The following is a 20,218-nucleotide window of genomic DNA, read 5'->3' as shown; positions in this document are numbered from 1 at the left end:
TTGCGACCGGCTTCAGTACCTTGGCGATTTCCTGCGCCATGATGCGGCCAACGTCCTCGCTGGTCACATCCTTGCCGTATCGCTCCGAGGCCAGCGTATCGGTGACGCGCATCGCCGTTTCGACGCCGAGGTCGGCTTGAATCAGCAGATCTTCCAGATCCTGCAGCGTCTGATCGTCAAGTTTGCGTTTGGTGAAAAGGGCCGCGATCTGCCCCGTCAGCTGCGACGAGGTGCGCGCGAGCCCGGCACGCAGGCGCTGGAACCAGGAGAGTTTTTGTTTTGGCGCTTCGGGGATGGGCTCCGGGGCCGAAACGGCGGTGGAGAAGCCCTTGGGAAGGATGGGGGCAGATGGGGTTTCGGTGGTTTCCGAGGCAGGTTCGGAGTCTTTCGACGAAGGTTCCGAGCTTGTCGAGGCTTCGTCACCCCCCTCTGTCCTGTCGGACATCTCCCCCACAGGGGGGGAGATCGGTTCGATGGGGTGCTCTTCCGAAACTACATTGGCTTCAGTATCGGCAGGTTGCTCCGGTTCGAGTGCCTGAAGGTCTTCATGCTGCTCCTGCGACCCGGATTCGAGGGAGTTCGGAGCCTCAGCGGCCTCAATCTCTTTCGCGCCGGAAGCATCTGCCTGGCTTTCAGCCTGCTGCTCTTGCTCAGCCGGCGCGGCATCCTCCAACCGATCTCCCCCCTTGTGGGGGAGATGTCCCGAAGGGACAGAGGGGGGCGACGTGGGCACGGCAGGTTCTGAAGCCGGCAATACATCTTCGGCAGGCGCCTCCTGCTCAACAACAGCCGCCTCAACCTTTCGAGGATCCTCCGCAGGCGCCTGCTCCTCAACCGGCTTTTCGCGGCCGAAGGTGAAGACTTTTTTGATGAAACCGAGCGCCATGAAGTGTCCGTTGAAGCGTTAGGCCGCGTCGGCGGCCAGAAGTTGCATGTCGAGGTGCTTGCCATTGTGGCCAGTGATTGCGACCTGCACAAGGTCGCGCGGGCGAAGGCAGGGGGCGGCGGCAAGCGTGAAGTTTTCCGTATGCGCCAGCCCGTTATTCTCCACAAGCAGCCATTGCCGCGTGCCGACCATCTTGTCCAGATGGGCTTGGTGCAATCTTTGTCCGGCTTCGCGCAGGCGGGCGGCGCGTTCCTTGATCAGGCCGCGATCGAGCTGTGGCATGCGGGCGGCCGGCGTGCCAGGACGCGGGCTATAGGGAAAGACATGCAGGTGCGCGATGCCAGCCTCTTGCGCCAGACCAACGGCATTGGCAAACATCTCTTCCGTCTCCGTCGGAAAGCCGGCGATCATGTCGGCGCCGAAGCTCGTCTCCGGGCGCAGACGCCGCACATCCTCGATGAAGCCGATCGCGTCGGCGCGCGAGTGACGCCGCTTCATGCGCTTGAGGATCATATCATCGCCATGCTGCAGCGAGAGATGCAGATGCGGCATGAAGCGCGGCTCGTCGGCGATAAGGTCCATCAGATGCTGATCGGCCTCGATGCTGTCGATCGACGACAGTCGCAGCCTTCGGATCTCCGGGATCTGCTTCAGCAGCGTCTTGGCAAGCAGGCCGAGCGTCGGTGCTCCCGGCAGATCGGCGCCATAGCTCGTGGCATCGACGCCGGTCAGCACGATCTCGCGATAGCCGCTCTCGACCAAGTTACGCGCCTGATCGACGACGGCGCCCATCGGCACCGAGCGCGAATTGCCGCGGCCATAGGGAATAATGCAGAAGGTGCAGCGATGGTCGCAGCCGTTCTGCACCTGGATGAAGGCGCGCACATGGCCGTCGATATGGCGGATCATTTGCGGCGCGGTCGCCCGCACGCTCATGATGTCGTTGACACGCAGCTTCTCTTCCGCCGAAACGCCGAAATCCGGCAGGGAGCGATAGGAGGTGCTTTTCAGCTTCTCCTCGTTGCCGAGCACGGCATCGACTTCGGTCATTTCGGCAAAAGTCTGCTTCTCAGTCTGCACGGCGCAGCCTGTCACGATGATGCGCGCATGCGGATTGTCGCGCCGCGCGCGGCGGATCGCCTGGCGCGCCTGACGCACGGCCTCGCCCGTCACGGCACAGGTATTGACCAGAATGGCATTGTTGAGCCCGGCTTTCTCCGCCTCAGCCCTCATCACTTCGGATTCATAAGTATTGAGGCGACAGCCGAAGGTAATGACCTCGACCCCGCTCACCGCGCCAGAGCCCCCTGCTCTTCGTCGCGCGAGAAGCTGCCCGTGACCGGATCGACCGTGCCGGACCATTCCCATTCGGCAGGCCCGGTCATGACGACATGGTCGTTGCTTTCAAGCCATTCGATAGTGAGCTTGCCAGGCGCGGGCGCCGAGGCGACGTCGATCGTCACCTTGCGGCCGGTGCGGCCGGTGCGCGCAGCGCTGACGGCGGCAGCGCAGGCGGCCGAACCGCAGGCAAGCGTCAGGCCGGCGCCGCGCTCCCAGGTGCGGGTGCGCACAAGCGTCGGCGAAAGCACCTGCGCCAGCGTGATGTTGGCACGCTCCGGAAACATCGGATGGTTTTCGAGCAGCGGGCCGAAGCGATCGAGATCGAAGGACATCGGGTCCTTGTCCACCCAGAAGATCGCATGCGGATTGCCCATCGAGGCGACCGAGGGCGAATGCAGGATGGGGTTGTCGATCGGCCCGATCTGCAGCTCGATGCGACTGGTATCGGCAAATTCCTCGGCAAGCGGGATCTTGTCCCAGGCAAAGACCGGCTTGCCCATATCGACCGAGATCGTGCCGTCCTCATGCTCCCTGGCATTCAGGATGCCGGCAACGGTCTGGAAGGTGAACACTTTTTTGCCGGTTTCGGCCGCCAGCGCCTGCACGACGCAGCGCGTGCCGTTGCCGCAGGCCTGCGCCTTGGTGCCGTCGCAGTTCAGAATATCGATCCAGGCATCGGTGCCCTGAACCTTCGGATCGTGGACCGCCATGATCTGGTCGAACTGGGTTGCCGGATCGGCATTGAGCGCAATCGCCGCCGCCGGCGTCACCACATCCTTGCGGCCGCGCATGTCGATAACCAGGATCTTGTTGCCAAGCCCGTTCATCCTCGCGAATTCGACCGTATTGCCCATGATGCCATGTCCGTCCGTGTTTTCGAGCTGTATATGGCGGAATTGCGGGGGAATTACCAGTGGGACGTAACGGACGGCCGTTTTCAGGTTTCACCACGGCCTCCGCGCCCGCGCTCAACGATGGGGCGGTTGGCCCGTCGTTCAGTTGAAGGTCTCGATATAATCCTATCGAGAAGTCTTGACGCAATCTATTTTGAGAAAAAATTATTCCCGATGTCGGATTACCGAAACCCCACCCGTCCTAGGCTCGTCCACTCCGTCAAACCATAGGGATTATGACCATGCCGAATACTATACGTCTCCATCGCGTCCTGGCCACCAGCCCGGAAAAGGTCTATCGCGCCTTCATCGAAGCGGATGCGCTAGCCAAGTGGCTGCCGCCGAATGGCTTTGCCTGCACCGTGCATCATCTGGAGCCCAGCGTCGGCGGCACGTTCAAGATGTCGTTCCGCAACTTCACGACCGGCGAGAAGCATTCCTTCGGCGGCGATTTCCGTGAGCTGATCCCGGGCGAGCTAGTGCGCTACACCGACAGGTTCGACGACCCGAACCTGCCGGGCGAAATGGAAGTGACCGTCACGTTGAAGAAGGTCCTCGTCGGAACCGAGGTCAACATCACCCAGGCGGGCGTGCCCGATGTCATTCCGCCGGAAGCTTGTTATCTCGGCTGGCAGGAATCGCTGATCAATCTGGCGAAACTCGTCCAGCCGGAGATCAAGCAGTAAGGTATGGCGACGCGCGACACAACCCCTTCTCCCCGAGGGGAGAAGGAACTTTCGGCCCAAGCGCCAACGCTCACACGACAGGCACATCAAAAACTTCACCTGCCCTGAGCGGGCGAAACCGATCCGGCTCCACGCCGTGCACCTTCAGCGCAACATCCAGCGCCTGAACGGGCGCATCGATGCCCTCGTCCGTCAGCTGGAAGGTCGCGAAGTGATGGCCGGCGACATAGGCGGCATTGCAGAGCTTCATGCCCTTCACCGCCTCTTCCGGATTCTGGTGCTGGCCCTTCATGAACCAGCGCGGTTCATAGGCGCCGAAGGGCAGGATCGCGAGGCGGAAGCCGCCATGCTTTTGCTGGGCGTCCTCATAATTGATGCCATCGTGAAAGCCGGTATCGCCGACATGGTAGATCTTGCCCGATGGCGTGTTGAGCACGAAAGCGGCCCAGAGCGCCATGCGCCGGTCGCCCATGCCACGCGCCGACCAATGATGGCAGGGCTCGGTATCGATCGTCACTCCGCCTCGGAACTCAACACGATCGCCCCAGTCGACAACGGTGATGTCCGCATCGGGAACGGCGCGGCGAATGATCGTGTCGTTGCCGAGCGGTGTCACGATTTTCGGACGATGCGCCTGTTGCAGGCGGGCAAGCGTGGCGAGATCGAGATGATCGTAGTGATTGTGCGTCACCAGCACGAGGCCGATATGCGGCAGGTCCTCGAAGCGGATGCCGGGCGGCACCACGCGCTTCGGCCCGACGGAACGGAAGGGGCTGACCCGCTCCGACCAGACGGGATCGGTCAGGATATTCAGCCCGGCAATCTGAACCAGCGTCGACGCATGCCCCACCATGGTCAACCGCATCTGATTGCCGAATACATGCCGGTCCGGCTTGACCGGCGGAAAGGTGCTGATGACGGGATTGGGCCAGCGTACCCTCCCGCCGCCCAGCTGCCAGCGCAGAAGATCAAGTGGTCCGCCCGGCTCGACGCCGCCGGGATTGAAGAAGCGCCGACCATCGAAATGATCGGAAACCGGACCCTGATAATAGGGATTTTTCTTGGCCGAGCCGGATGTGGTGGTCATGCCCTGTCCGCCCCTTCCACACCTGCCGGCAAGCCGAATTTGGCGAACCATTCCTCGGCCTGTTGCTTCGTCAACGTCCCTTCAAGCACGACATTCGGCGGCATGGCAAAGAGCTGCGGCGTGAAAAAGGTCGTATCCCACAGCGCCGCGCCTTCAACCGGAGGCGAAAGCAGGATGATCTGCCGGCCATCGATGCGGGAAATCGTCTCGACGGATGCCTCGCCGGAAATCTCGACAAGACCCGGCTCATCCGGCTGCACCGTCTGATAGCGCCACCACGGCTCATCATTGCCCTCTTCGGCCACGGTTACACAGCGCGCCATGTCGACGATGAACCGATTGGGCGCACGGCCGCCGGGCAGTCTCTCGCCGAAGGCCGCCTGGATCAGCGTGAACAGATGAAAGCAGTTGGCGATATTCTCGTAGCGCAGGCGAAAGCCCTGCCGACTCGGCAGGTGCAGCACCAGCAGATCGTCGCTGCGGCTCAGGAGTACCTGGCGGACCCAGGCCGCACCCGGCGTATAATCCTGCAATTCCGCAAGCTGCGTCATCAGCGCTTTGTTGCCTGCAGCGAGTGCACGCTCCTGCGGCATGCCGGAAAGATGCGAAACCGCCGATTGGCTAAGCAGCTGAAAAGCATCCAGCAGCTGCCTTTGCCGCGAGCTCAGCTCCTTGCGGCCGGCAAAGCCGCGATGGATCTGTGGCAGCCACGCCAGATAGAGCTCCCACACGGCCGGACCGCTGCGCTCCACCGCGCCCCCCTTTTCGACGATGGTCCCCAGCATGTTCGCAAGAACGGCGGCTCCAGGTGGTGGCAGGCGGCTGAGCTCGCGCGCCGCCCGCCCGGCGATCTTCGGCTGGGCCTTGGCGCTCGCATAGAAGGCCTGCGCCGCCGCGTTGAAACGGGTATCGACCCAGCCGCCGGTGTAAGTGCGACAGGCAGCAAGAAGATCGGTCAGGGCTGCATCATTCATTCGGAACGGTCTCGGGGAATCACTTGATGACGGGGATCGATACAACAATTAAAAGACGGCGGTGCGGTCAAATCGACATCGATATGGGAATGTCTTCCGTGCATTTCATGCATTTCGGCCGCATTGGGTTGACTTTCCCGGTCTTTTCCTGTTTATCGCCCGCAATCTGCGACGAGCACAAGCCTCCGAGCCACCGACCGGGACCCATCAAGGTATAAAGAGATCCCGGAGGTCAACACCCGACAGCGCGATGCGCCCTCGGGTGCTTTTTGGCTTTGCATCTTGTTTTCGTCATGGAAAAGCACGACGTTTTCGGGCGAGGAACCGCGCACAGGCGCAAATCCAAATCCCAAGCGATCGATAAGGAAGAACTGATGTTTGAAAACCTCCAGGACCGTCTTGGTTCCATTCTGAATGGACTGACAGGCCGCGGCGCGCTTTCGGAAGCCGATGTTTCCGCAGCACTGCGCGAGGTTCGCCGCGCGCTGCTCGAAGCCGACGTGGCGCTGGATGTCGTTCGCTCCTTTACCGATCGCGTCCGCGAAAAGGCCGTTGGCGCCGAAATCCTGAAGTCAATCAAGCCCGGCCAGATGGTCGTCAAGATCGTCCATGACGAGCTGATCGAGATGCTCGGCGGCGAAGGCGTTGGCGTTGATCTCAATGCGCCTGCCCCGGTCGTCGTCATGATGGTCGGTCTGCAGGGCTCGGGTAAGACCACCACCACGGCCAAGATCGCCAACCGCCTGACGAGCCGCGACCGCAAGAAGGTCCTGATGGCCTCACTCGACACGCGCCGTCCGGCCGCGCAGGAGCAGCTGCGCCAGCTCGGCGTGCAGACGGGCATCGACACGCTTCCGGTCATATCCGGCCAGTCGCCGACCGATATTGCCGCACGCGCCGTACAGGCCGCCAAGCTCGGTGGCCATGACGTCGTCATCCTCGACACCGCCGGCCGTACGCATATCGACGAGCCGCTCATGGTCGAGATGGCGGATATCAAGAAAAAGTCCAACCCGCACGAAATCCTGCTCGTCGCCGACAGCTTGACCGGTCAGGACGCCGTCAACCTCGCCCGCAATTTCGACGAGCGCGTAGGGATCACCGGCCTCGTGCTGACCCGTATGGACGGCGACGGCCGCGGCGGTGCCGCTCTTTCGATGCGCGCAGTCACCGGCAAGCCGATCAAGCTGATCGGTGTCGGCGAAAAGATGGGCGAGCTGGAAGAATTCCATCCCCGCCGTATCGCCGACCGTATCCTCGGCATGGGCGACATCGTCTCGCTCGTCGAAAAGGCCGCAGAGAATATCGATGCCGAGAAGGCAGCCGCCATGGCTGCCAAGATGGCCAAGGGCAAGTTCGACCTCAACGATCTCGCCGACCAGCTCGGCCAGATGCAGAAGATGGGCGGCATGGGCGGCATCATGGGCCTGATGCCCGGCATGTCCGGCATGAAGGACAAGATGGCTGCCGCCGGCCTCGACGACCGTCTGTTCAAGCGCCAGCTCGCCATCATCTCCTCGATGACCAAGGCCGAGCGCGCCAATCCGGATCTCCTCAAGCATTCCCGCAAGAAGCGCATCGCCGCCGGCTCCGGCACCGACGCCTCCGACATCAACAAGCTTCTGAAGATGCACCGCCAGATGGCGGACATGATGAAGATGATGGGCGGCAAGGGCAAAGGCGGCATGATGAAACAGCTGATGGGTGGCCTCGCCGGCAAAATGGGCCTCGGCGGCGGCATGGGTGGAATGGGCGGCATGCCCGACCTGTCGAACATGGACCCCAAGCAGCTCGAAGCCCTGCAGAAGCAGGCCGAAGACGCCGGCCTCGGCCGTCCCGGCGGCTTGCCGGGTGGTTTACCAGGCCTGGGCGGCGGCGGCGGTTTGCCGGGTCTCGGCGGCGCCAAGCTGCCCGGCCTCGGCGGTGGTTTCCCGGGGCTTCCCGGTTTGCCGAAGAAGAAGTGAAAGGGATCGTTGACCCCCATGATTGATCCAGACGTAAAGGCCCAATTGGGCAACTACCGCCAGTCGATCGATAATATCGATGCCGCACTGGTGCATATGCTGGCCGAACGCTTCCGCTGCACGAAGGAAGTGGGCGTGCTGAAGGCCAAGTACGACCTGCCGCCGGCCGACCCGGCGCGCGAAGAATTTCAGATCGAGCGCCTGCGTCGCCTGGCAAAGGACGCCAATCTGGACCCGGATTTCGCCGAGAAGTTCCTGAACTTCGTCATCAAGGAAGTCATCCGGCATCATGAACAGATCGCTGCCGATTTCAAAGGGTAACCCCCTGGCCGCATGATCCCGAAAGACGCAAGAACGTTTTCAACCGAGATTATGCAGCAAGAAAAAAGCAGCGCGACGTAACCATGCCGCACAACGAAGCGGTCAAGAAAAGCCTAAGGAGAATTAACATGGCACTGAAAATTCGTCTCGCCCGCGGTGGCTCCAAGAAGCGCCCGTACTATCACGTTGTCGTAGCCGACGCCCGCTCGCCGCGCGACGGCCGTTTCCTGGAGACCCTCGGCTCCTGGAACCCGATGCTTGCCAAGGACGACGCCAAGCGCGTTGAACTCAAGGCCGAGCGCATCAAGCACTGGCTCGACCATGGCGCACAGCCGACCGACCGCGTTCTGCGCTTCCTCAACGAAGCCGGCATCGCAACGCGCGAAGCCAAGAACAACCCGGAAAAGGCAAAGCCGGGCAAGAAGGCTCAGGAGCGCGCTGCCGAAAAGGCACAGAAGGCCGCTGACGCCGCCGCCGCTGCCGAGTAATCGGACCTTGCATTGAGTGAAAACGGGTGGCATGGCGACATGCCGCCCGTTTTTTGTTTCCCATCGGCTGACGTTCAGCCTATGAGAGAACGCTACTGCGGCGCCGCGCGTCACATGTGACGCGCAAAGGTCGTTTTAGCATTTTGGATCTGCTGCATAATTCCAGCAATCGGCGAAGAAACATGACGAAACTGCAAAACCCGGTATTGATGGCCACCATTGGCGCGGCACAGGGCTTGAGAGGCGAGGTGCGCGCGCGCGCCTTTACGTCGGATCCGACCGCGCTCGGCGATTATGGCCACCTGCACACCATGGACGGCCGCAGCTTCGAAGTTCTGGAAATCCGCGAGGCCAAGAACGTCGTTATCGTGCGCTTCCGCGGCATCAACGACCGCAATGCCGCCGAGGCGCTGAACGGCCTGGAACTCTATATCGAGCGCGACAACCTGCCTGACGATGAGCTCGACGACGACGAGTTCTTCTATACCGACCTTGAAGGGCTGGAGGCCGTTGACGACGAAGGCATCGGCTACGGCACGGTCAGCGGCGTCTATGATTTCGGCGCCGGCGATCTGCTGGAGCTGAAGGGGCCGGGCAAGCGCCCGGTGCTGATCCCGTTTTCCGAAGCGGCCGTGCTCGAAATCGATCTCGAGGGCGGCAAGATCCTGATCGACCCGCTGGCTGCCGGCCTCGTCGACAACCCCGACGACCTCATCGGCAAGCCGCAGAAGCCGGAAAAGCCGCAGGACAAGACGAAGAAATGATCCTTATTGGGAAGTGACCGCGCCATGAGTTTTCGGGCGACTATCCTGACGCTCTATCCCGAGATGTTCCCTGGCCACCTCGGCACGTCGCTTGCCGGCAAGGCGATGGAGCGCGGTCAATGGTCGCTGGATACCGTGCAGATCCGCGATTTCGCCACCGACAGGCACCGTACCGTCGATGACACGCCCGCTGGCGGCGGCGCCGGCATGGTGCTGAAGCCGGATGTGCTTGCCCGCGCCATCGACTATGCGAGCGAGAACGACAACCGCCCGCGCCTGCTGATGAGCCCGCGCGGCAAGCCTCTGACGCAGAAACGCGTGCGCGAGCTTGCCGATGGCGATGGCGTCATCATCGTCTGCGGCCGCTTCGAAGGCGTCGATCAGCGTGTCATCGAAGGCCGCGGCCTCGAGGAAGTTTCGATCGGCGACTATATCCTCTCGGGCGGCGAGCCGGCCGCCCTCATCCTGCTCGACGCCATCGTCCGCATCCTGCCCGGCGTCATGGGCAATGACCTCTCCGGCCTGCACGAAAGCTTCGAGGGCGGCCTGCTGGAGCATCCGCATTATACTCGTCCGCAGATCTGGGAGAGCCGCGAAATTCCGGCCATCCTGACCTCGGGCAACCACGCCGCGATCGCCAAATGGCAGAGAGAGCAGGCCGAACAGCTGACAAGGGAACGCCGGCCGGACCTGCTGGACAAGCGATCGAGTAAGTAAGGACCATATGAAGCGGGCGAATCTGATGGACAAGGCAACATGCCTTGCAGGCAGTCCCGGCCAGACCGACTTACCTGAACCAGCTTGAAAGAAAGTCTGCAAAACTGCGTACGGTTGCGGGTATCAGCGTCCGATGAGGCAGCACGAGGCTTAATGGAAGCGTCCGCATGCTCCAATCCGGAAGAATTGCGACGAGTTCTTTCTTCGCCAGATGGTTCGACACGATGAAGGAGGGTGCCAGAAGAAGGCCAGCTCCCCGAAGTGCCAGGCGCAGCAGGAACTCGATATCGGATGCCGCGATCCTGCCGGTCAGCGGAACGTCTACATAATTTCCAGCGGCATCGTTGAACCGCCAATTCTTTGGATTGGCGGTCTGCGTATAGATCAGGACCTGATGGTCCGCGATATCCCATGGAGCAGCGATCGGGGGATGCTGCGCAAGATAGGCTTCGGACGCCACTGGAATCAGGGGGAATGCCGAAAGGCGCCGGGCAACCAATCCGGAATCCTGCAGGTCTCCCAATCTTAGGGCCACATCATAGCCCTCCTCGACGAGACCGACATTTCGCTCGGAAAGACCGAGTTCGACCGATACGGCGGGGTTCTGCTCGATGAATGCCGCAATCGGCTCGGACAGTAATGCCATCCCGAACGCCAGCGGAGCCGCGATCTTGAGCCTGCCGCTCGGAGAAGATTGCCTTTGACCTGCTTCGGCATCGGCCAGCGCCACTTCGTCCAGAACGGCAACGCAGCGCCGGTAGTAGGCCTGCCCCGCCTCGGTAATATGCAAGCGCCGGGTCGTGCGGTTGATGAGACGGACACCCAGCCTTGCTTCCAGGGACCTCAGGTGATGACCCGCCATCTCGGCCGACATTCCGCAAAACCGCGCTGCGGCCGCTATGCTGCCGCGCTCCACCATCTGACGAAAGACCGACATGCTCGTCAAAGTATCGAGAGACATTCCGAAATCCGATTTCTGAATGAAATTAATAATCATCCAATTATCAGATTTTGCTTCATTAAGCATACTGCCTTCGTCAGAAACAGAGGACGAAGACATGAAAACCTATTCAATCAGAATTCACGGTGCCGCTCTCAATGTCGCCGAGGAAGGCGAAGGTGGAATAACCCTGATCTTTCTTCATTATTGGGGCGGCACGAGCAGGACCTATCAACCGGTCATGCGGCTGCTGGCGGGCGACTTCCGTAGCATTGCCTTCGATCAGCGGGGCTGGGGCCGCTCGTCCAAGGAAGGTGATTTCTCGCTCGCCTCCTATGCTTCCGATACCTTGGCGCTCATCCGAGCCTTGGAGCTGAAGAACTACATCCTCGTCGGTCACTCGATGGGAGGCAAGGTCGCTCAACTCGCCGCGTCAGAGCAACCGGACGGATTGCTGGGCCTTGCGCTCTTGGCGCCAGCTCCCGCGAGCGCATTGCCTGTTCCGGAGGCGCAGCGTCAAATGATGCTGGACAGCTATCAAAGCCGGGAAGGCGTGGAGGCGGCACTTAACATCCTGTCGGGAAAGCCGCTGAACCGAGAATTCCACAAACAGGTGATCGAGGATACCCTCAGCGGAACAGCCGAGGCAAAGGCGATCTGGACCCGCGAAGGAATGACGGCGGATATTGCCTCTTCAACTCGGCGAATCTCCGTGCCGGCAGTCGTCATCGTCGGTTCCGAAGACTTGGTTGAAACAGAAGAGAGATTGAGGGAGGAGGTACCTAAAGCCATTCCCCACGCAACATTTAACGTTCTGCCGGGACTTGGACATCTCGCGCCTTTGGAAGGCCCTGAGGACGTCTGTGAGGCTATTCGCAGTTTCGCTTTGAGCCTCGCTGCCTGAGACGCCGCCCGGCACGGCTCCAAAACATCCGCACCCAAAAAGGACGGATAATGAATTCCTCCGCCGGCAGGCTATGGCGCCTGACCCTAACGCGGGCTAAAGAGGTTAGGGCAAGCATGAAGGATGAGGAGGCTCCGGAGGATGGCAAAAGACAATGCAGCGGAAGCCGAACAGGCAGGCTCCGCTTCTCAACTGATCGACGACAAGATTCGGGAACTGGGCGACTGGCGCGGCAGGACCTTGGCCAAGGTCCGTGCGCTCATCAAGCAGGCCGAACCAGATGTGATCGAAGAGCTGAAATGGCGTGGCGTGCCGGTATGGTCGCACGAGGGCATCATCTGCACCGGCGAGACCTATAAGAGCGTCGTGAAACTGACCTTTGCGAAGGGCGCCTCACTCGAGGATCCCTCCCGCCTCTTCAACTCCAGCCTCGAAGGCAATACGCGGCGCGCCATCGATATCACCGAGAACGAGGAGATCGACGAGGAAGCATTGAAGACGCTCGTGCGCGCCGCCGCGGCACTGAACGCATCGGCGCGGAAAAAGTCGAAGAAGGCCTGACGGTATCCGCGCAATCCGATGTGTGATAAAATGCCGTCTCAAGCCTCCTGTACGGCCACAAAGCCCACTTAATTCGGCCGCAAGGGGTGACAAGGGCGCGACAATAGGATATGTGCGCGCCCGGCATGGGAAATTTCCCATCAACCACCAAAGAAAAGCAGACGTATCCGCCCCTGCCGTAACAGGCATATATCACGCGGCGAGACCTTCGGGTCCGACCAAGGATAGATCGTTCGGGCGCTCTGGCTGTTGAAGCAACAACGAGGTTGATACTATGAACATCATTCAGCAGTTGGAAGCCGAACAGGCTGCCAAGATCGAAGCCAAGCGCACGCTTCCCGAATTTTCCGCTGGCGACACCGTTCGCGTCAACGTGAAGGTCACGGAAGGCAACCGTACCCGCGTTCAGGCCTATGAAGGCGTTTGCATCGCTCGCTCCGGCGGCGGCCTGCAGGAAAACTTCACGGTCCGCAAGATCTCTTACGGCGAAGGCGTCGAGCGCGTATTCCCGGTTTACTCCCCGATGATCGAAAGCGTCGAAGTCGTTCGCCGCGGTAAAGTCCGTCGCGCCAAGCTCTACTACCTGCGCGATCTGCGCGGTAAGGCTGCCCGTATCGTCGAGAACACCGGCACCCGCGCCCGCAAGCTCAACGACGCAGAGCGTCAGGCTCTGGCCGACGAAAAGGCACGCATCGAAGCCGAGAAGGTTGCAGCCGCTCAGGCGCTCGCAGCCGAGAAGGCAGCAGCCGAAGCCGCAGAAGCAAAGGCAGCTGCAGAAGCTGCTGCAGCCGCAGCAGCCGAGCCGGCAGCAGAATAAGTTTCGGTCCATACGGATCGTAAAGCTTGAAGGCGGCCCTCGGGTCGCCTTTTTGCTGCCTGGCGTCAGCATCGAGCCAAAAGCGATCTTTCTCGATTCGCAGCCCGCTTTAGAGTTGTTTTTCCATTTTATGATCGCGGCCGTGGCAATAGCCTTGCCATCCTCTTTCCAAATATGACAGTTTTCCGCCACTCTGGCGTTGAATGATTTCAGATCGAATCGACCTGAAATCTGAATCCCCGCCAGAATCAAATAGGGAGAACATGATGTCCTCCGAAAACCGCTGACACTTTTCGGCATCATGTTCTAATCGGGGAGATTTCCATGGCATTCCGTCGTTCGTTCCTGCTGGGCCTCAGCGCCCTCGTGCTTGCACCTTTTGCCGCCCTCGCGGCCGACCTTCCGAACCTGAGCGGCAAGACGGTCGTCGTCGTCACCGAGAATGCCTATCCGCCGCTGCAGTTCATCGATCCTAAGACGAACAAGGCGATCGGCTGGGAATATGACGCGATGAACGAGATCGCCAAGCGCCTGAACTTCAAGGTCGAGTACCAGAACACCAGCTGGGATGCGATGATCCAGGCCGTTTCCGAAGGCCAGTACAACATCGGCATGACCGGCATCACCATCAAGGACGACCGCAAGCAGAAGGTCGATTTCTCCGATCCCTACATGCGCTCCGAGCAGTTCATGCTCGTGCGCGGCGACGAGAAGCGCTTTACCGACGCCAAGAGCTTCGCCGCCGTCAAGGATGCGCTGATCGGCGCGCAGCCGGGCACGACACCCTTCTACACCGCCGTCTATTCGGTGCTCGACGGCAACGAGCAGAACCCGCGCATCAAGACCTTCGAAACCTTCGGCGCCACCGTCCAAGCGCTGAAGACCGGGGACGTCGACATGGTGCTGACCGACGGTACCGCCGGCAAAGGCTATGTCGATGCCTCGAACGGCGGCTTGAAGCTGGTCGGCGGCCCGCTCGGTTCGGAGGATTTCGGCTTCATCTTCCAGAAGGGCTCCGATCTTGTCGCCCCGATCAATGCAGCCATCGGCAGCCTCAAGGCCGACGGCACGCTCGAGGCGCTGAACAAGAAGTGGTTCCTCGATTACAAGATGGGCCAATGAACTCTGAAGACCGATATATTGGAAGCCCGCTCTGATGGCACCTTTGGCAGGCCCGGGCGGGCACCGCGGCAAGGAAGATTTTCCCTGGTGGCTAGTCGCCCTTGCAATCCTCGGCGTCGTCGCTTCCATCGCAATTGCGGCAAACGGCCTCTACGCTCAAATTTTCTCTCTTCTGCTGAATGGCATCGGCGTCACGGTCTTCGTGACGCTGGTGGCTTTTATGCTCGCCATGCTGCTTGGCCTCGGGCTGGCGCTACTCGGCCTGTCGGATTTCCTCGTGCTGCGACAGGTGGCGCGCTTCTACATCGAGATCGTGCGCGGCATCCCGATACTGGTGCTGCTTTCCTACATCGCATTCGTCGGCACGCCGGCCTTCGTCGCCGTCTATAACGTCGTCGTCTCGCCATTGATCTCCACCGGCTGGGCAAGCCCGCTCATCACCCGCGACGTGCCCTTCGTCTGGCGTACGATCATCGCGCTGACCATCGCCTATTCCTCCTTCATTGCCGAAATCTTCCGCGCCGGCATCCAGGCAGTGGACCAGGGTCAGATCGAAGCGGCAAAGGCGCTCGGCCTCAGCCGCTTCCAGCGCTTCCGCCTCGTCGTCTTTCCGCAGGCGGTCCTTGTCATCCTGCCGCCGCTGTCGAACGATTTCATCGCCATGGTGAAGGATAGCTCGCTCGTGTCCGTGCTCGGCGTCGCCGATATCAGCCAGCTCGCCAAGCTCTATTACTCGGCCAATTTCCGCTACTTCGAAACCCTGTCGATCCTAGCCTTCATCTATCTGCTGCTGACGATCGGCTTGTCGCTGCTGCTCAGACAGCTCGAAGCCTGGATGCGCCGCCGCTCCGGCAGCGACCGCTCCGCCTTCCCCGGCCTGGCGGCAAGCCAGCGGCCGGGCGCGCAGGTGTGATTGTGCGGCCACATACGGCCCCTACCGATATACCCTACCGTCGCCATTGCCGAAGGTTTTGAAAATTGATATGAGCATGGCCATGAGTAAGATCATGAGCAAAGACGGACGTTACGTCATGGCTTTCGTGCTGCAGGACCACAAGCGCCTGCCGGCACGTTTCTTTGCGATGATTTCGGGCGCGCTCAACAGCCGACTTCGCTGATCACTCCCGAGGCCGGCGGTCCTGATCCGTCAATCCCATCTTCGACAATGCCAATATGGATTTGTAGCCATGAGCGCTCCACGCACACTGTACGACAAAATCTGGGATGACCACTTGGTTGACGCCCAAGAAGACGGCACCTGTCTTCTCTATATCGACCGTCATCTCGTTCACGAAGTGACGTCGCCGCAAGCCTTCGAAGGCCTGCGCATGTCCGGCCGCAAGGTTCACGCCCCGCAGAAGACGCTTGCCGTCGTCGACCACAACGTGCCGACTTCGCCGGATCGCCATCTCGGCATCAAGAACGAGGAAAGCCGCATCCAGGTCGAGCAGCTCGCCAAGAATGCCGCCGAATTCGGCGTGGAATACTACTCCGAAAACGACAAGCGCCAGGGCATCGTCCATATCATCGGGCCTGAGCAGGGCTTCACCCTGCCCGGCATGACGATCGTCTGCGGCGACAGCCACACCTCGACCCACGGTGCCTTCGGCTCTCTCGCCCATGGTATCGGCACCTCCGAGGTCGAGCATGTGCTCGCCACGCAGACGCTGATCCAGAAGAAGGCCAAGAACATGCTGGTGCAGGTCGACGGCCAGCTGCCACCTGGCGTCACCGCCAAGGACATCATCCTTGCCATCATCGGTGAAATCGGCACTGCGGGCGGCACCGGCTACGTCATCGAATATGCCGGCGAAGCCATTCGCTCGCTGTCGATGGAAGGCCGCATGACCATCTGCAACATGTCGATCGAAGGCGGCGCCCGCGCCGGCTTGATCGCCCCGGACGAGACGACCTTCGAATATATCAAGGGTAAACCACGCGCGCCGAAGGGCGAGGCGCTGGAGCAGGCGATCGCCTACTGGAAGACGCTGAAGTCCGACGAAGGTGCGCATTACGACCGCATCGTCAAGCTCGATGCCGCAAGCCTGCCGCCGATCGTCTCCTGGGGCTCCTCCCCGGAAGACGTCATCTCCGTTCAGGGCATCGTCCCTAACCCCGACGAAATCCAGGACGAAACCAAGCGCGCTTCCAAGTGGCGTGCACTCGACTATATGGGCCTGAAGCCGGGCACGCCGATGACCGAGATCAATGTCGATCGCGTCTTCATCGGCTCCTGCACCAACGGCCGTATCGAAGACCTGCGCGCCGTCGCCAAGGTCGTCGAAGGCAAGACGGTGGCTTCCACGGTCAACGCCATGATCGTTCCGGGCTCCGGCCTCGTGAAGGAACAGGCTGAAGCCGAAGGCCTCGACAAGATCTTCAAGGCTGCAGGTTTCGACTGGCGCGAGCCTGGCTGTTCCATGTGTCTCGCGATGAACGACGACCGTCTGAAGCCGGGCGAGCGCTGCGCTTCGACCTCGAACCGCAACTTCGAAGGCCGCCAGGGCTTCAAGGGCCGCACACATCTGGTCTCACCCGCCATGGCCGCAGCCGCCGCGATCGCCGGCCACTTCGTCGATATCCGCGAGTGGAAGTGATCCTCTCGAAGGCATGAATGACAAAGGGCGGCTCAAGGGCCGCCCTTTTTGTTTGCAGAACTCAATAAGAGCGCCCTATGACTTCGATATGGTCGGCTGTCTCCCGATAGGTGCAGAACTTCCTGTCGCAGGAACTTGCTGCGCCCTCTGGCTGAGCCAGACACTGCCGAAAACAATGACGATCCCAAAAATCTGCATCGAACTCAGCTGCTGGCCGAGCACCGCCCAACCCAGAATGACGGCCGTTGTGGGGCTGAGAAAGCCAAGCGGCGAGATCACAGAGGGCTCCAGCCGCGACAGACCCCGAAACCAGAGAATATAGGTAAGCGCCGCGCCGATCAGCCCGAGATAGGTGAAGCCGAGGATGTTGGCGCTCGTTAAATGCGGCAGCGACGGCTCGAGCAGCAAAGCGACCGGCAGAAGCAACAGGCCACCCGCCGTCAGCTGCCATGCCGTAAAAGTGAGCGGCGAGACATCGGGACGCCAGCGGCGGCTGAGTACGGTGCCGGCCGCCATGGAGAAGGCACCACCGATACCCGCAACGATGCCGATCGGATCGAGCGTCGCATTCGGCGTCAGGATCAGCAGCGCGACGCCACCAATGCCGGCAATCGCGGCGATGATGGAAAGACTGCGGATCGGCGATCCCAGCAGCAATCGCGCCAGCACGATGACGATCAGCGGCTGGACGGCACCGACGGTCGCCGCCACGCCACCGGGCAGCCGATAGGCCGAAATGAACAGCAGCCACCAGAAAATGGAGAAATTCAGCGCGCCGAGCACCAGCGACTTCAACCACCAGATCCCCTGCGGCAGCCGACGCACGATGGCAAGCAAAAGCAACCCGGCAGGTAGCGCGCGCAGCATGGCGACCGTGAGGGGATAGCCGGCCGGCAAAAGCTGCGTCGTTACCAGATAGGTACTGCCCCAGATCGCGGGCGCGACGGCGGTGAGCAAAAGGTCGAAATTGCGGTTCATGGCCGTGGCCTCAAATTTATCTTGACCTCAAGATAATCCGAAATACCTTGACGTCAAGATAAATTCATGGCGAAGTTCCGCCATGGATCGCATCGACAAAATTCTCGCCCAGTGGCGCCGCGAGCGGCCGGACCTCGACACCACGGCCATGGGCCTGTTCGGGCGCCTGCGCAATCTCGCGTTCCATCTCTCGCGCGAGATGGAGAAGACCTTCGGCCGCTTCGGCCTGAACGCGGCGAACTTCGACATGCTGGCGACTCTGCGCCGCTCGGGCAAGCCCTATACGCTCTCCCCCAGCGACCTTATGGAGACGATGATGGTCTCGTCCGGCACGATGACCAACCGCATCGATCAGCTGGAAAGGGCCGGACTCGTCGCTCGCAGCCAGAACCCGGATGATGGCCGCAGCTTCCTGATATCCCTGACGCCGAAGGGTTTCGAGCTTATCGATGCTGCGGTAACGGCACATGTCGAAACGCAGAAACGCCTGATCTCTACCCTTTCTGAAGGCGAACGAACGGCTCTTGACCGCCTGTTACGCAATTATTTAGCCGACTTCGAATCCGGTTGATTGCTGCAAACGCGATCCGGCGCAGACATCGCAAATGCAGCCCCGCAACCAGCGATGTGCAGGATCCGCATCCATTCTTGGATGCCAGAGCAGCGAGATCGTCACATCCGAGGTCGGTACCGGCAGCGCAAAACTGTGCATGTCGGTCCGCAGGTTACCCGTATAGCGCTCCGGCACGCTGACGATCAGGTCGGAGGCGCGCGCCAAGGCCAGTGCCGCCGAAAAGCTGCCGACGATCGTTGCGATCCGACGCTCCAGATCCAGCACCCCCAGCGCCTCGTCGATCTCGCCCTTCTGCAGGCCGCGCCGTGAAACTAGGATATGGCGGCCGGCGGCATAAAGCTGCGATGTCACCGCGCCCTCGCTTAGAGGATGCCCGCTTCGGACCACGCCGATAAATCGATCACGGAACAGCGCCTGCGTTTTGAGTTCCGGGCCGGTATCATCGCCCACGACACCGGTTTCGAAATCGATCGTACCGTCTCGGAGCGGCGCGCTGTCCTTGTCCAGCTTCTGCGTAAAATAGAGGCGCACACCGGGCGCCTGCTCAGCAATGCGCGCGATCAGTTCGGCGCCGAAATTCTCTACGAAGCCTTCGCGGGTGCGCAGCGTGAAAATTCGAGTAAGCTGCTTGAGATCAAGAGCCTCGGCCGGCCGCAGGGCTGCTTCCGCATGCTGCACGAGCTGGCCGACGCGCTCGCGCAATTCCAAGGCTCGCGGCGTCGGCACAAGCCCGCGTCCGGCTCTCACCAGCAGCGGATCGCCGGTCGCCTCGCGCAATCGCGCGAGCTGCCGGCTCATGGCGGATGGGCTGAGCCGCAATTTCCGAGCGGCGCGTGCGACGCTGCCTTCGGTAAGCAGGACATTGAGGGTGACGAGCAGGTTGAGATCGGGCGTGGACATGGCGCGATCTTATCACGGTTTTCCTAAACATAGCGTTGAACGCACGAATGAAGTGCAAATGCTGCGCGTTCCGCCACATCAAACAAACCGGTACCGTCTGCGGGATTTTCAAACCTCGTCAGAATCGGAGCTCACGTTGAAACCAGTCACTGAAATGCCAGGCGAAGCCGGGCGCACCCAGGCAGCAACTTCGGCCCGCTGGGCGCTCGCCAGTCTCTCGCTCTCCATGCTGATGCCTTCGCTCGATACCAGCATCGCCAATGTCGGTCTGCCGACACTCGCCCAGGCCTTCGGCTCATCCTTCCAGCAGGTGCAATGGATCGTCCTTGCCTATCTGCTTTCCATCACCACGCTGATCGTCAGCGTCGGGCGGCTGGGTGACATTTTCGGCAGGCGGCGCTTGCTGCTGATCGGAATAGCCCTCTTCACCCTCGCCTCGCTTTTCTGCGGCATGGCGCCGACGCTGACGCTGCTCATCGCCGCGAGAGGCCTGCAAGGTCTCGGCGCCGCCATGATGATGGCGCTGACCGTGGCGATGGTCGGCGAAGCCGTGCCGAAGGAAAGGACCGGCAGCGCCATGGGCCTGCTCGGCACAATGTCCGCGATCGGCACGACCCTCGGCCCGTCGCTCGGCGGCATCCTGATCGCCGGCTTCGGCTGGGAAACCATCTTCCTGGTCAACGTGCCGCTCGGCATCGCTAACT

The 20,218-nt window shown here is 61.2% G+C and carries 22 protein-coding genes; 14 read left to right on the top strand and 8 right to left on the bottom strand.

Annotated features, from left to right (window positions below):
* The 3 genes from Q4Q11_RS23885 to dapF form a co-directional block, all read right to left on the bottom strand.
* Nucleotides 1-886: signal recognition particle receptor subunit alpha (locus Q4Q11_RS23885; protein WP_498571028.1), on the bottom strand; the 886-nt coding region annotated here is incomplete at its 3' end.
* An 18-nt stretch (nt 887-904) separates the two neighbouring features.
* Nucleotides 905-2,179, bottom strand: coding sequence for a tRNA (N(6)-L-threonylcarbamoyladenosine(37)-C(2))-methylthiotransferase MtaB (gene mtaB, locus Q4Q11_RS23880; protein WP_498571027.1), 1,275 nt, complete (start codon nt 2,177-2,179; stop codon nt 905-907).
* A complete protein-coding gene (gene dapF, locus Q4Q11_RS23875) occupies nt 2,176-3,081 on the bottom strand; it encodes a diaminopimelate epimerase (RefSeq protein WP_113336792.1) in 906 nt (301 codons plus the stop codon). Before dapF ends, mtaB begins: the two co-directional genes overlap by 4 nt.
* Before the next feature lie 281 nt (nt 3,082-3,362).
* On the opposite strand from dapF, the gene Q4Q11_RS23870 reads away from it, so the two are divergent.
* Nucleotides 3,363-3,806, top strand: coding sequence for an SRPBCC family protein (locus Q4Q11_RS23870; RefSeq protein WP_498571026.1), 444 nt, complete (start codon nt 3,363-3,365; stop codon nt 3,804-3,806).
* Between the two features lie 70 nt (nt 3,807-3,876).
* Here Q4Q11_RS23870 and Q4Q11_RS23865 read toward each other — a convergent pair whose 3' ends face one another.
* Both Q4Q11_RS23865 and Q4Q11_RS23860 read right to left on the bottom strand, forming a co-directional pair.
* Nucleotides 3,877-4,893, bottom strand: a complete 1,017-nt coding sequence (locus tag Q4Q11_RS23865; protein WP_498571025.1) for an MBL fold metallo-hydrolase — start codon at nt 4,891-4,893, stop codon at nt 3,877-3,879.
* Entirely contained in the window at nt 4,890-5,867 is a 978-nt protein-coding gene (locus Q4Q11_RS23860) for a hypothetical protein (protein ID WP_498571024.1), read from the bottom strand. Before Q4Q11_RS23860 ends, Q4Q11_RS23865 begins: the two co-directional genes overlap by 4 nt.
* 374 nt (nt 5,868-6,241) lie before the next feature.
* Between Q4Q11_RS23860 and ffh the strand changes: the two genes are divergently transcribed.
* From ffh to trmD, 5 genes are all read left to right on the top strand, one after another.
* Nucleotides 6,242-7,831, top strand: a complete 1,590-nt coding sequence (ffh, locus tag Q4Q11_RS23855) for a signal recognition particle protein (RefSeq protein ID WP_498571023.1) — start codon at nt 6,242-6,244, stop codon at nt 7,829-7,831.
* 18 nt (nt 7,832-7,849) lie between these two features.
* On the top strand, nt 7,850-8,152 hold the full coding sequence (locus Q4Q11_RS23850) for a chorismate mutase (protein ID WP_092717298.1): 303 nt from the start codon (nt 7,850-7,852) through the stop codon (nt 8,150-8,152).
* A gap of 128 nt (nt 8,153-8,280) precedes the next feature.
* Nucleotides 8,281-8,640 (top strand): 30S ribosomal protein S16, encoded by a 360-nt coding sequence (gene rpsP, locus Q4Q11_RS23845; RefSeq protein WP_112504604.1) that lies wholly within the window; start codon nt 8,281-8,283, stop codon nt 8,638-8,640.
* Nucleotides 8,641-8,822: 182 nt separating this feature from the next.
* Entirely contained in the window at nt 8,823-9,404 is a 582-nt protein-coding gene (gene rimM, locus Q4Q11_RS23840) for a ribosome maturation factor RimM (protein WP_498571022.1), read from the top strand.
* 24 nt (nt 9,405-9,428) lie between these two features.
* The gene (gene trmD / locus Q4Q11_RS23835; protein ID WP_113336789.1) at nt 9,429-10,121 is read left to right on the top strand and encodes a tRNA (guanosine(37)-N1)-methyltransferase TrmD; all 693 of its coding nucleotides are present in this window, start codon (nt 9,429-9,431) and stop codon (nt 10,119-10,121) included.
* A 70-nt stretch (nt 10,122-10,191) separates the two neighbouring features.
* On the opposite strand, the gene Q4Q11_RS23830 is transcribed toward trmD, so the two are convergent.
* Complete coding sequence (locus Q4Q11_RS23830) at nt 10,192-11,082, bottom strand: LysR family transcriptional regulator (RefSeq protein ID WP_498571021.1); 891 nt, start codon at nt 11,080-11,082, stop codon at nt 10,192-10,194.
* A gap of 19 nt (nt 11,083-11,101) precedes the next feature.
* On the opposite strand from Q4Q11_RS23830, the gene Q4Q11_RS23825 reads away from it, so the two are divergent.
* From Q4Q11_RS23825 to leuC, 6 genes are all read left to right on the top strand, one after another.
* Complete coding sequence (locus tag Q4Q11_RS23825) at nt 11,102-11,965, top strand: alpha/beta fold hydrolase (protein ID WP_498571020.1); 864 nt, start codon at nt 11,102-11,104, stop codon at nt 11,963-11,965.
* Nucleotides 11,966-12,106: 141 nt separating this feature from the next.
* Entirely contained in the window at nt 12,107-12,526 is a 420-nt protein-coding gene (locus Q4Q11_RS23820; protein ID WP_498571019.1) for a DUF1801 domain-containing protein, read from the top strand.
* 274 nt (nt 12,527-12,800) lie between these two features.
* Entirely contained in the window at nt 12,801-13,343 is a 543-nt protein-coding gene (gene rplS / locus Q4Q11_RS23815; RefSeq protein WP_075853612.1) for a 50S ribosomal protein L19, read from the top strand.
* 324 nt (nt 13,344-13,667) lie between these two features.
* Nucleotides 13,668-14,465: a transporter substrate-binding domain-containing protein gene (locus Q4Q11_RS23810; RefSeq protein WP_498571018.1), complete on the top strand. Its 798-nt coding sequence runs from the start codon at nt 13,668-13,670 to the stop codon at nt 14,463-14,465.
* Between the two features lie 34 nt (nt 14,466-14,499).
* Nucleotides 14,500-15,378, top strand: a complete 879-nt coding sequence (locus Q4Q11_RS23805; RefSeq protein WP_498571017.1) for an amino acid ABC transporter permease — start codon at nt 14,500-14,502, stop codon at nt 15,376-15,378.
* 274 nt (nt 15,379-15,652) lie between these two features.
* Nucleotides 15,653-17,062: a 3-isopropylmalate dehydratase large subunit gene (leuC, locus tag Q4Q11_RS23800; protein WP_113214885.1), complete on the top strand. Its 1,410-nt coding sequence runs from the start codon at nt 15,653-15,655 to the stop codon at nt 17,060-17,062.
* Nucleotides 17,063-17,137: 75 nt separating this feature from the next.
* Here the strand turns inward: leuC and Q4Q11_RS23795 are convergent, their stop codons facing one another.
* On the bottom strand, nt 17,138-18,040 hold the full coding sequence (locus Q4Q11_RS23795) for an EamA family transporter (RefSeq protein WP_112504622.1): 903 nt from the start codon (nt 18,038-18,040) through the stop codon (nt 17,138-17,140).
* An 82-nt stretch (nt 18,041-18,122) separates the two neighbouring features.
* Here Q4Q11_RS23795 and Q4Q11_RS23790 point away from each other — a divergent pair, with 82 nt between their 5' ends.
* A complete protein-coding gene (locus tag Q4Q11_RS23790) occupies nt 18,123-18,611 on the top strand; it encodes a MarR family winged helix-turn-helix transcriptional regulator (protein WP_498571016.1) in 489 nt (162 codons plus the stop codon).
* Here Q4Q11_RS23790 and Q4Q11_RS23785 read toward each other — a convergent pair.
* Nucleotides 18,588-19,514: a LysR family transcriptional regulator gene (locus Q4Q11_RS23785; RefSeq protein ID WP_498571015.1), complete on the bottom strand. Its 927-nt coding sequence runs from the start codon at nt 19,512-19,514 to the stop codon at nt 18,588-18,590. The two genes, Q4Q11_RS23790 and Q4Q11_RS23785, sit on opposite strands and share 24 nt — an antisense overlap.
* Before the next feature lie 154 nt (nt 19,515-19,668).
* On the opposite strand from Q4Q11_RS23785, the gene Q4Q11_RS23780 reads away from it, so the two are divergent.
* Nucleotides 19,669-20,218 (top strand): MFS transporter (locus tag Q4Q11_RS23780; protein ID WP_498571029.1); only part of this gene is annotated, 550 nt, incomplete at its 3' end.

This window comes from Rhizobium sp. UFLA01-1127, from assembly GCF_059803845.1.
This window is presented reverse-complemented; position numbering and strand designations above follow the sequence as displayed.

Excerpts from the sequence above, each read along its gene's own strand:
- Q4Q11_RS23810 (WP_498571018.1), top strand. The coding sequence starts at position 13,668 with ATGGCATTCCGTCGTTCGTTCCTGCTGGGCCTCAGCGCCCTCGTGCTT.
- Q4Q11_RS23825 (WP_498571020.1), top strand. The coding sequence starts at position 11,102 with ATGAAATTAATAATCATCCAATTATCAGATTTTGCTTCATTAAGCATA.
- Q4Q11_RS23850 (WP_092717298.1), top strand. The coding sequence starts at position 7,850 with ATGATTGATCCAGACGTAAAGGCCCAATTGGGCAACTACCGCCAGTCG.
- trmD (WP_113336789.1), top strand. The coding sequence starts at position 9,429 with ATGAGTTTTCGGGCGACTATCCTGACGCTCTATCCCGAGATGTTCCCT.
- ffh (WP_498571023.1), top strand. The coding sequence starts at position 6,242 with ATGTTTGAAAACCTCCAGGACCGTCTTGGTTCCATTCTGAATGGACTG.
- Q4Q11_RS23790 (WP_498571016.1), top strand. The coding sequence starts at position 18,123 with ATGGATCGCATCGACAAAATTCTCGCCCAGTGGCGCCGCGAGCGGCCG.
- Q4Q11_RS23860 (WP_498571024.1), bottom strand. The coding sequence starts at position 5,867 with ATGAATGATGCAGCCCTGACCGATCTTCTTGCTGCCTGTCGCACTTAC.
- Q4Q11_RS23870 (WP_498571026.1), top strand. The coding sequence starts at position 3,363 with ATGCCGAATACTATACGTCTCCATCGCGTCCTGGCCACCAGCCCGGAA.
- Q4Q11_RS23795 (WP_112504622.1), bottom strand. The coding sequence starts at position 18,040 with ATGAACCGCAATTTCGACCTTTTGCTCACCGCCGTCGCGCCCGCGATC.
- Q4Q11_RS23785 (WP_498571015.1), bottom strand. The coding sequence starts at position 19,514 with ATGTCCACGCCCGATCTCAACCTGCTCGTCACCCTCAATGTCCTGCTT.
- leuC (WP_113214885.1), top strand. The coding sequence starts at position 15,653 with ATGAGCGCTCCACGCACACTGTACGACAAAATCTGGGATGACCACTTG.
- Q4Q11_RS23805 (WP_498571017.1), top strand. The coding sequence starts at position 14,500 with ATGGCACCTTTGGCAGGCCCGGGCGGGCACCGCGGCAAGGAAGATTTT.
- Q4Q11_RS23820 (WP_498571019.1), top strand. The coding sequence starts at position 12,107 with ATGGCAAAAGACAATGCAGCGGAAGCCGAACAGGCAGGCTCCGCTTCT.
- dapF (WP_113336792.1), bottom strand. The coding sequence starts at position 3,081 with ATGGGCAATACGGTCGAATTCGCGAGGATGAACGGGCTTGGCAACAAG.
- Q4Q11_RS23830 (WP_498571021.1), bottom strand. The coding sequence starts at position 11,082 with ATGTCTCTCGATACTTTGACGAGCATGTCGGTCTTTCGTCAGATGGTG.
- Q4Q11_RS23865 (WP_498571025.1), bottom strand. The coding sequence starts at position 4,893 with ATGACCACCACATCCGGCTCGGCCAAGAAAAATCCCTATTATCAGGGT.
- rimM (WP_498571022.1), top strand. The coding sequence starts at position 8,823 with ATGACGAAACTGCAAAACCCGGTATTGATGGCCACCATTGGCGCGGCA.
- rpsP (WP_112504604.1), top strand. The coding sequence starts at position 8,281 with ATGGCACTGAAAATTCGTCTCGCCCGCGGTGGCTCCAAGAAGCGCCCG.
- rplS (WP_075853612.1), top strand. The coding sequence starts at position 12,801 with ATGAACATCATTCAGCAGTTGGAAGCCGAACAGGCTGCCAAGATCGAA.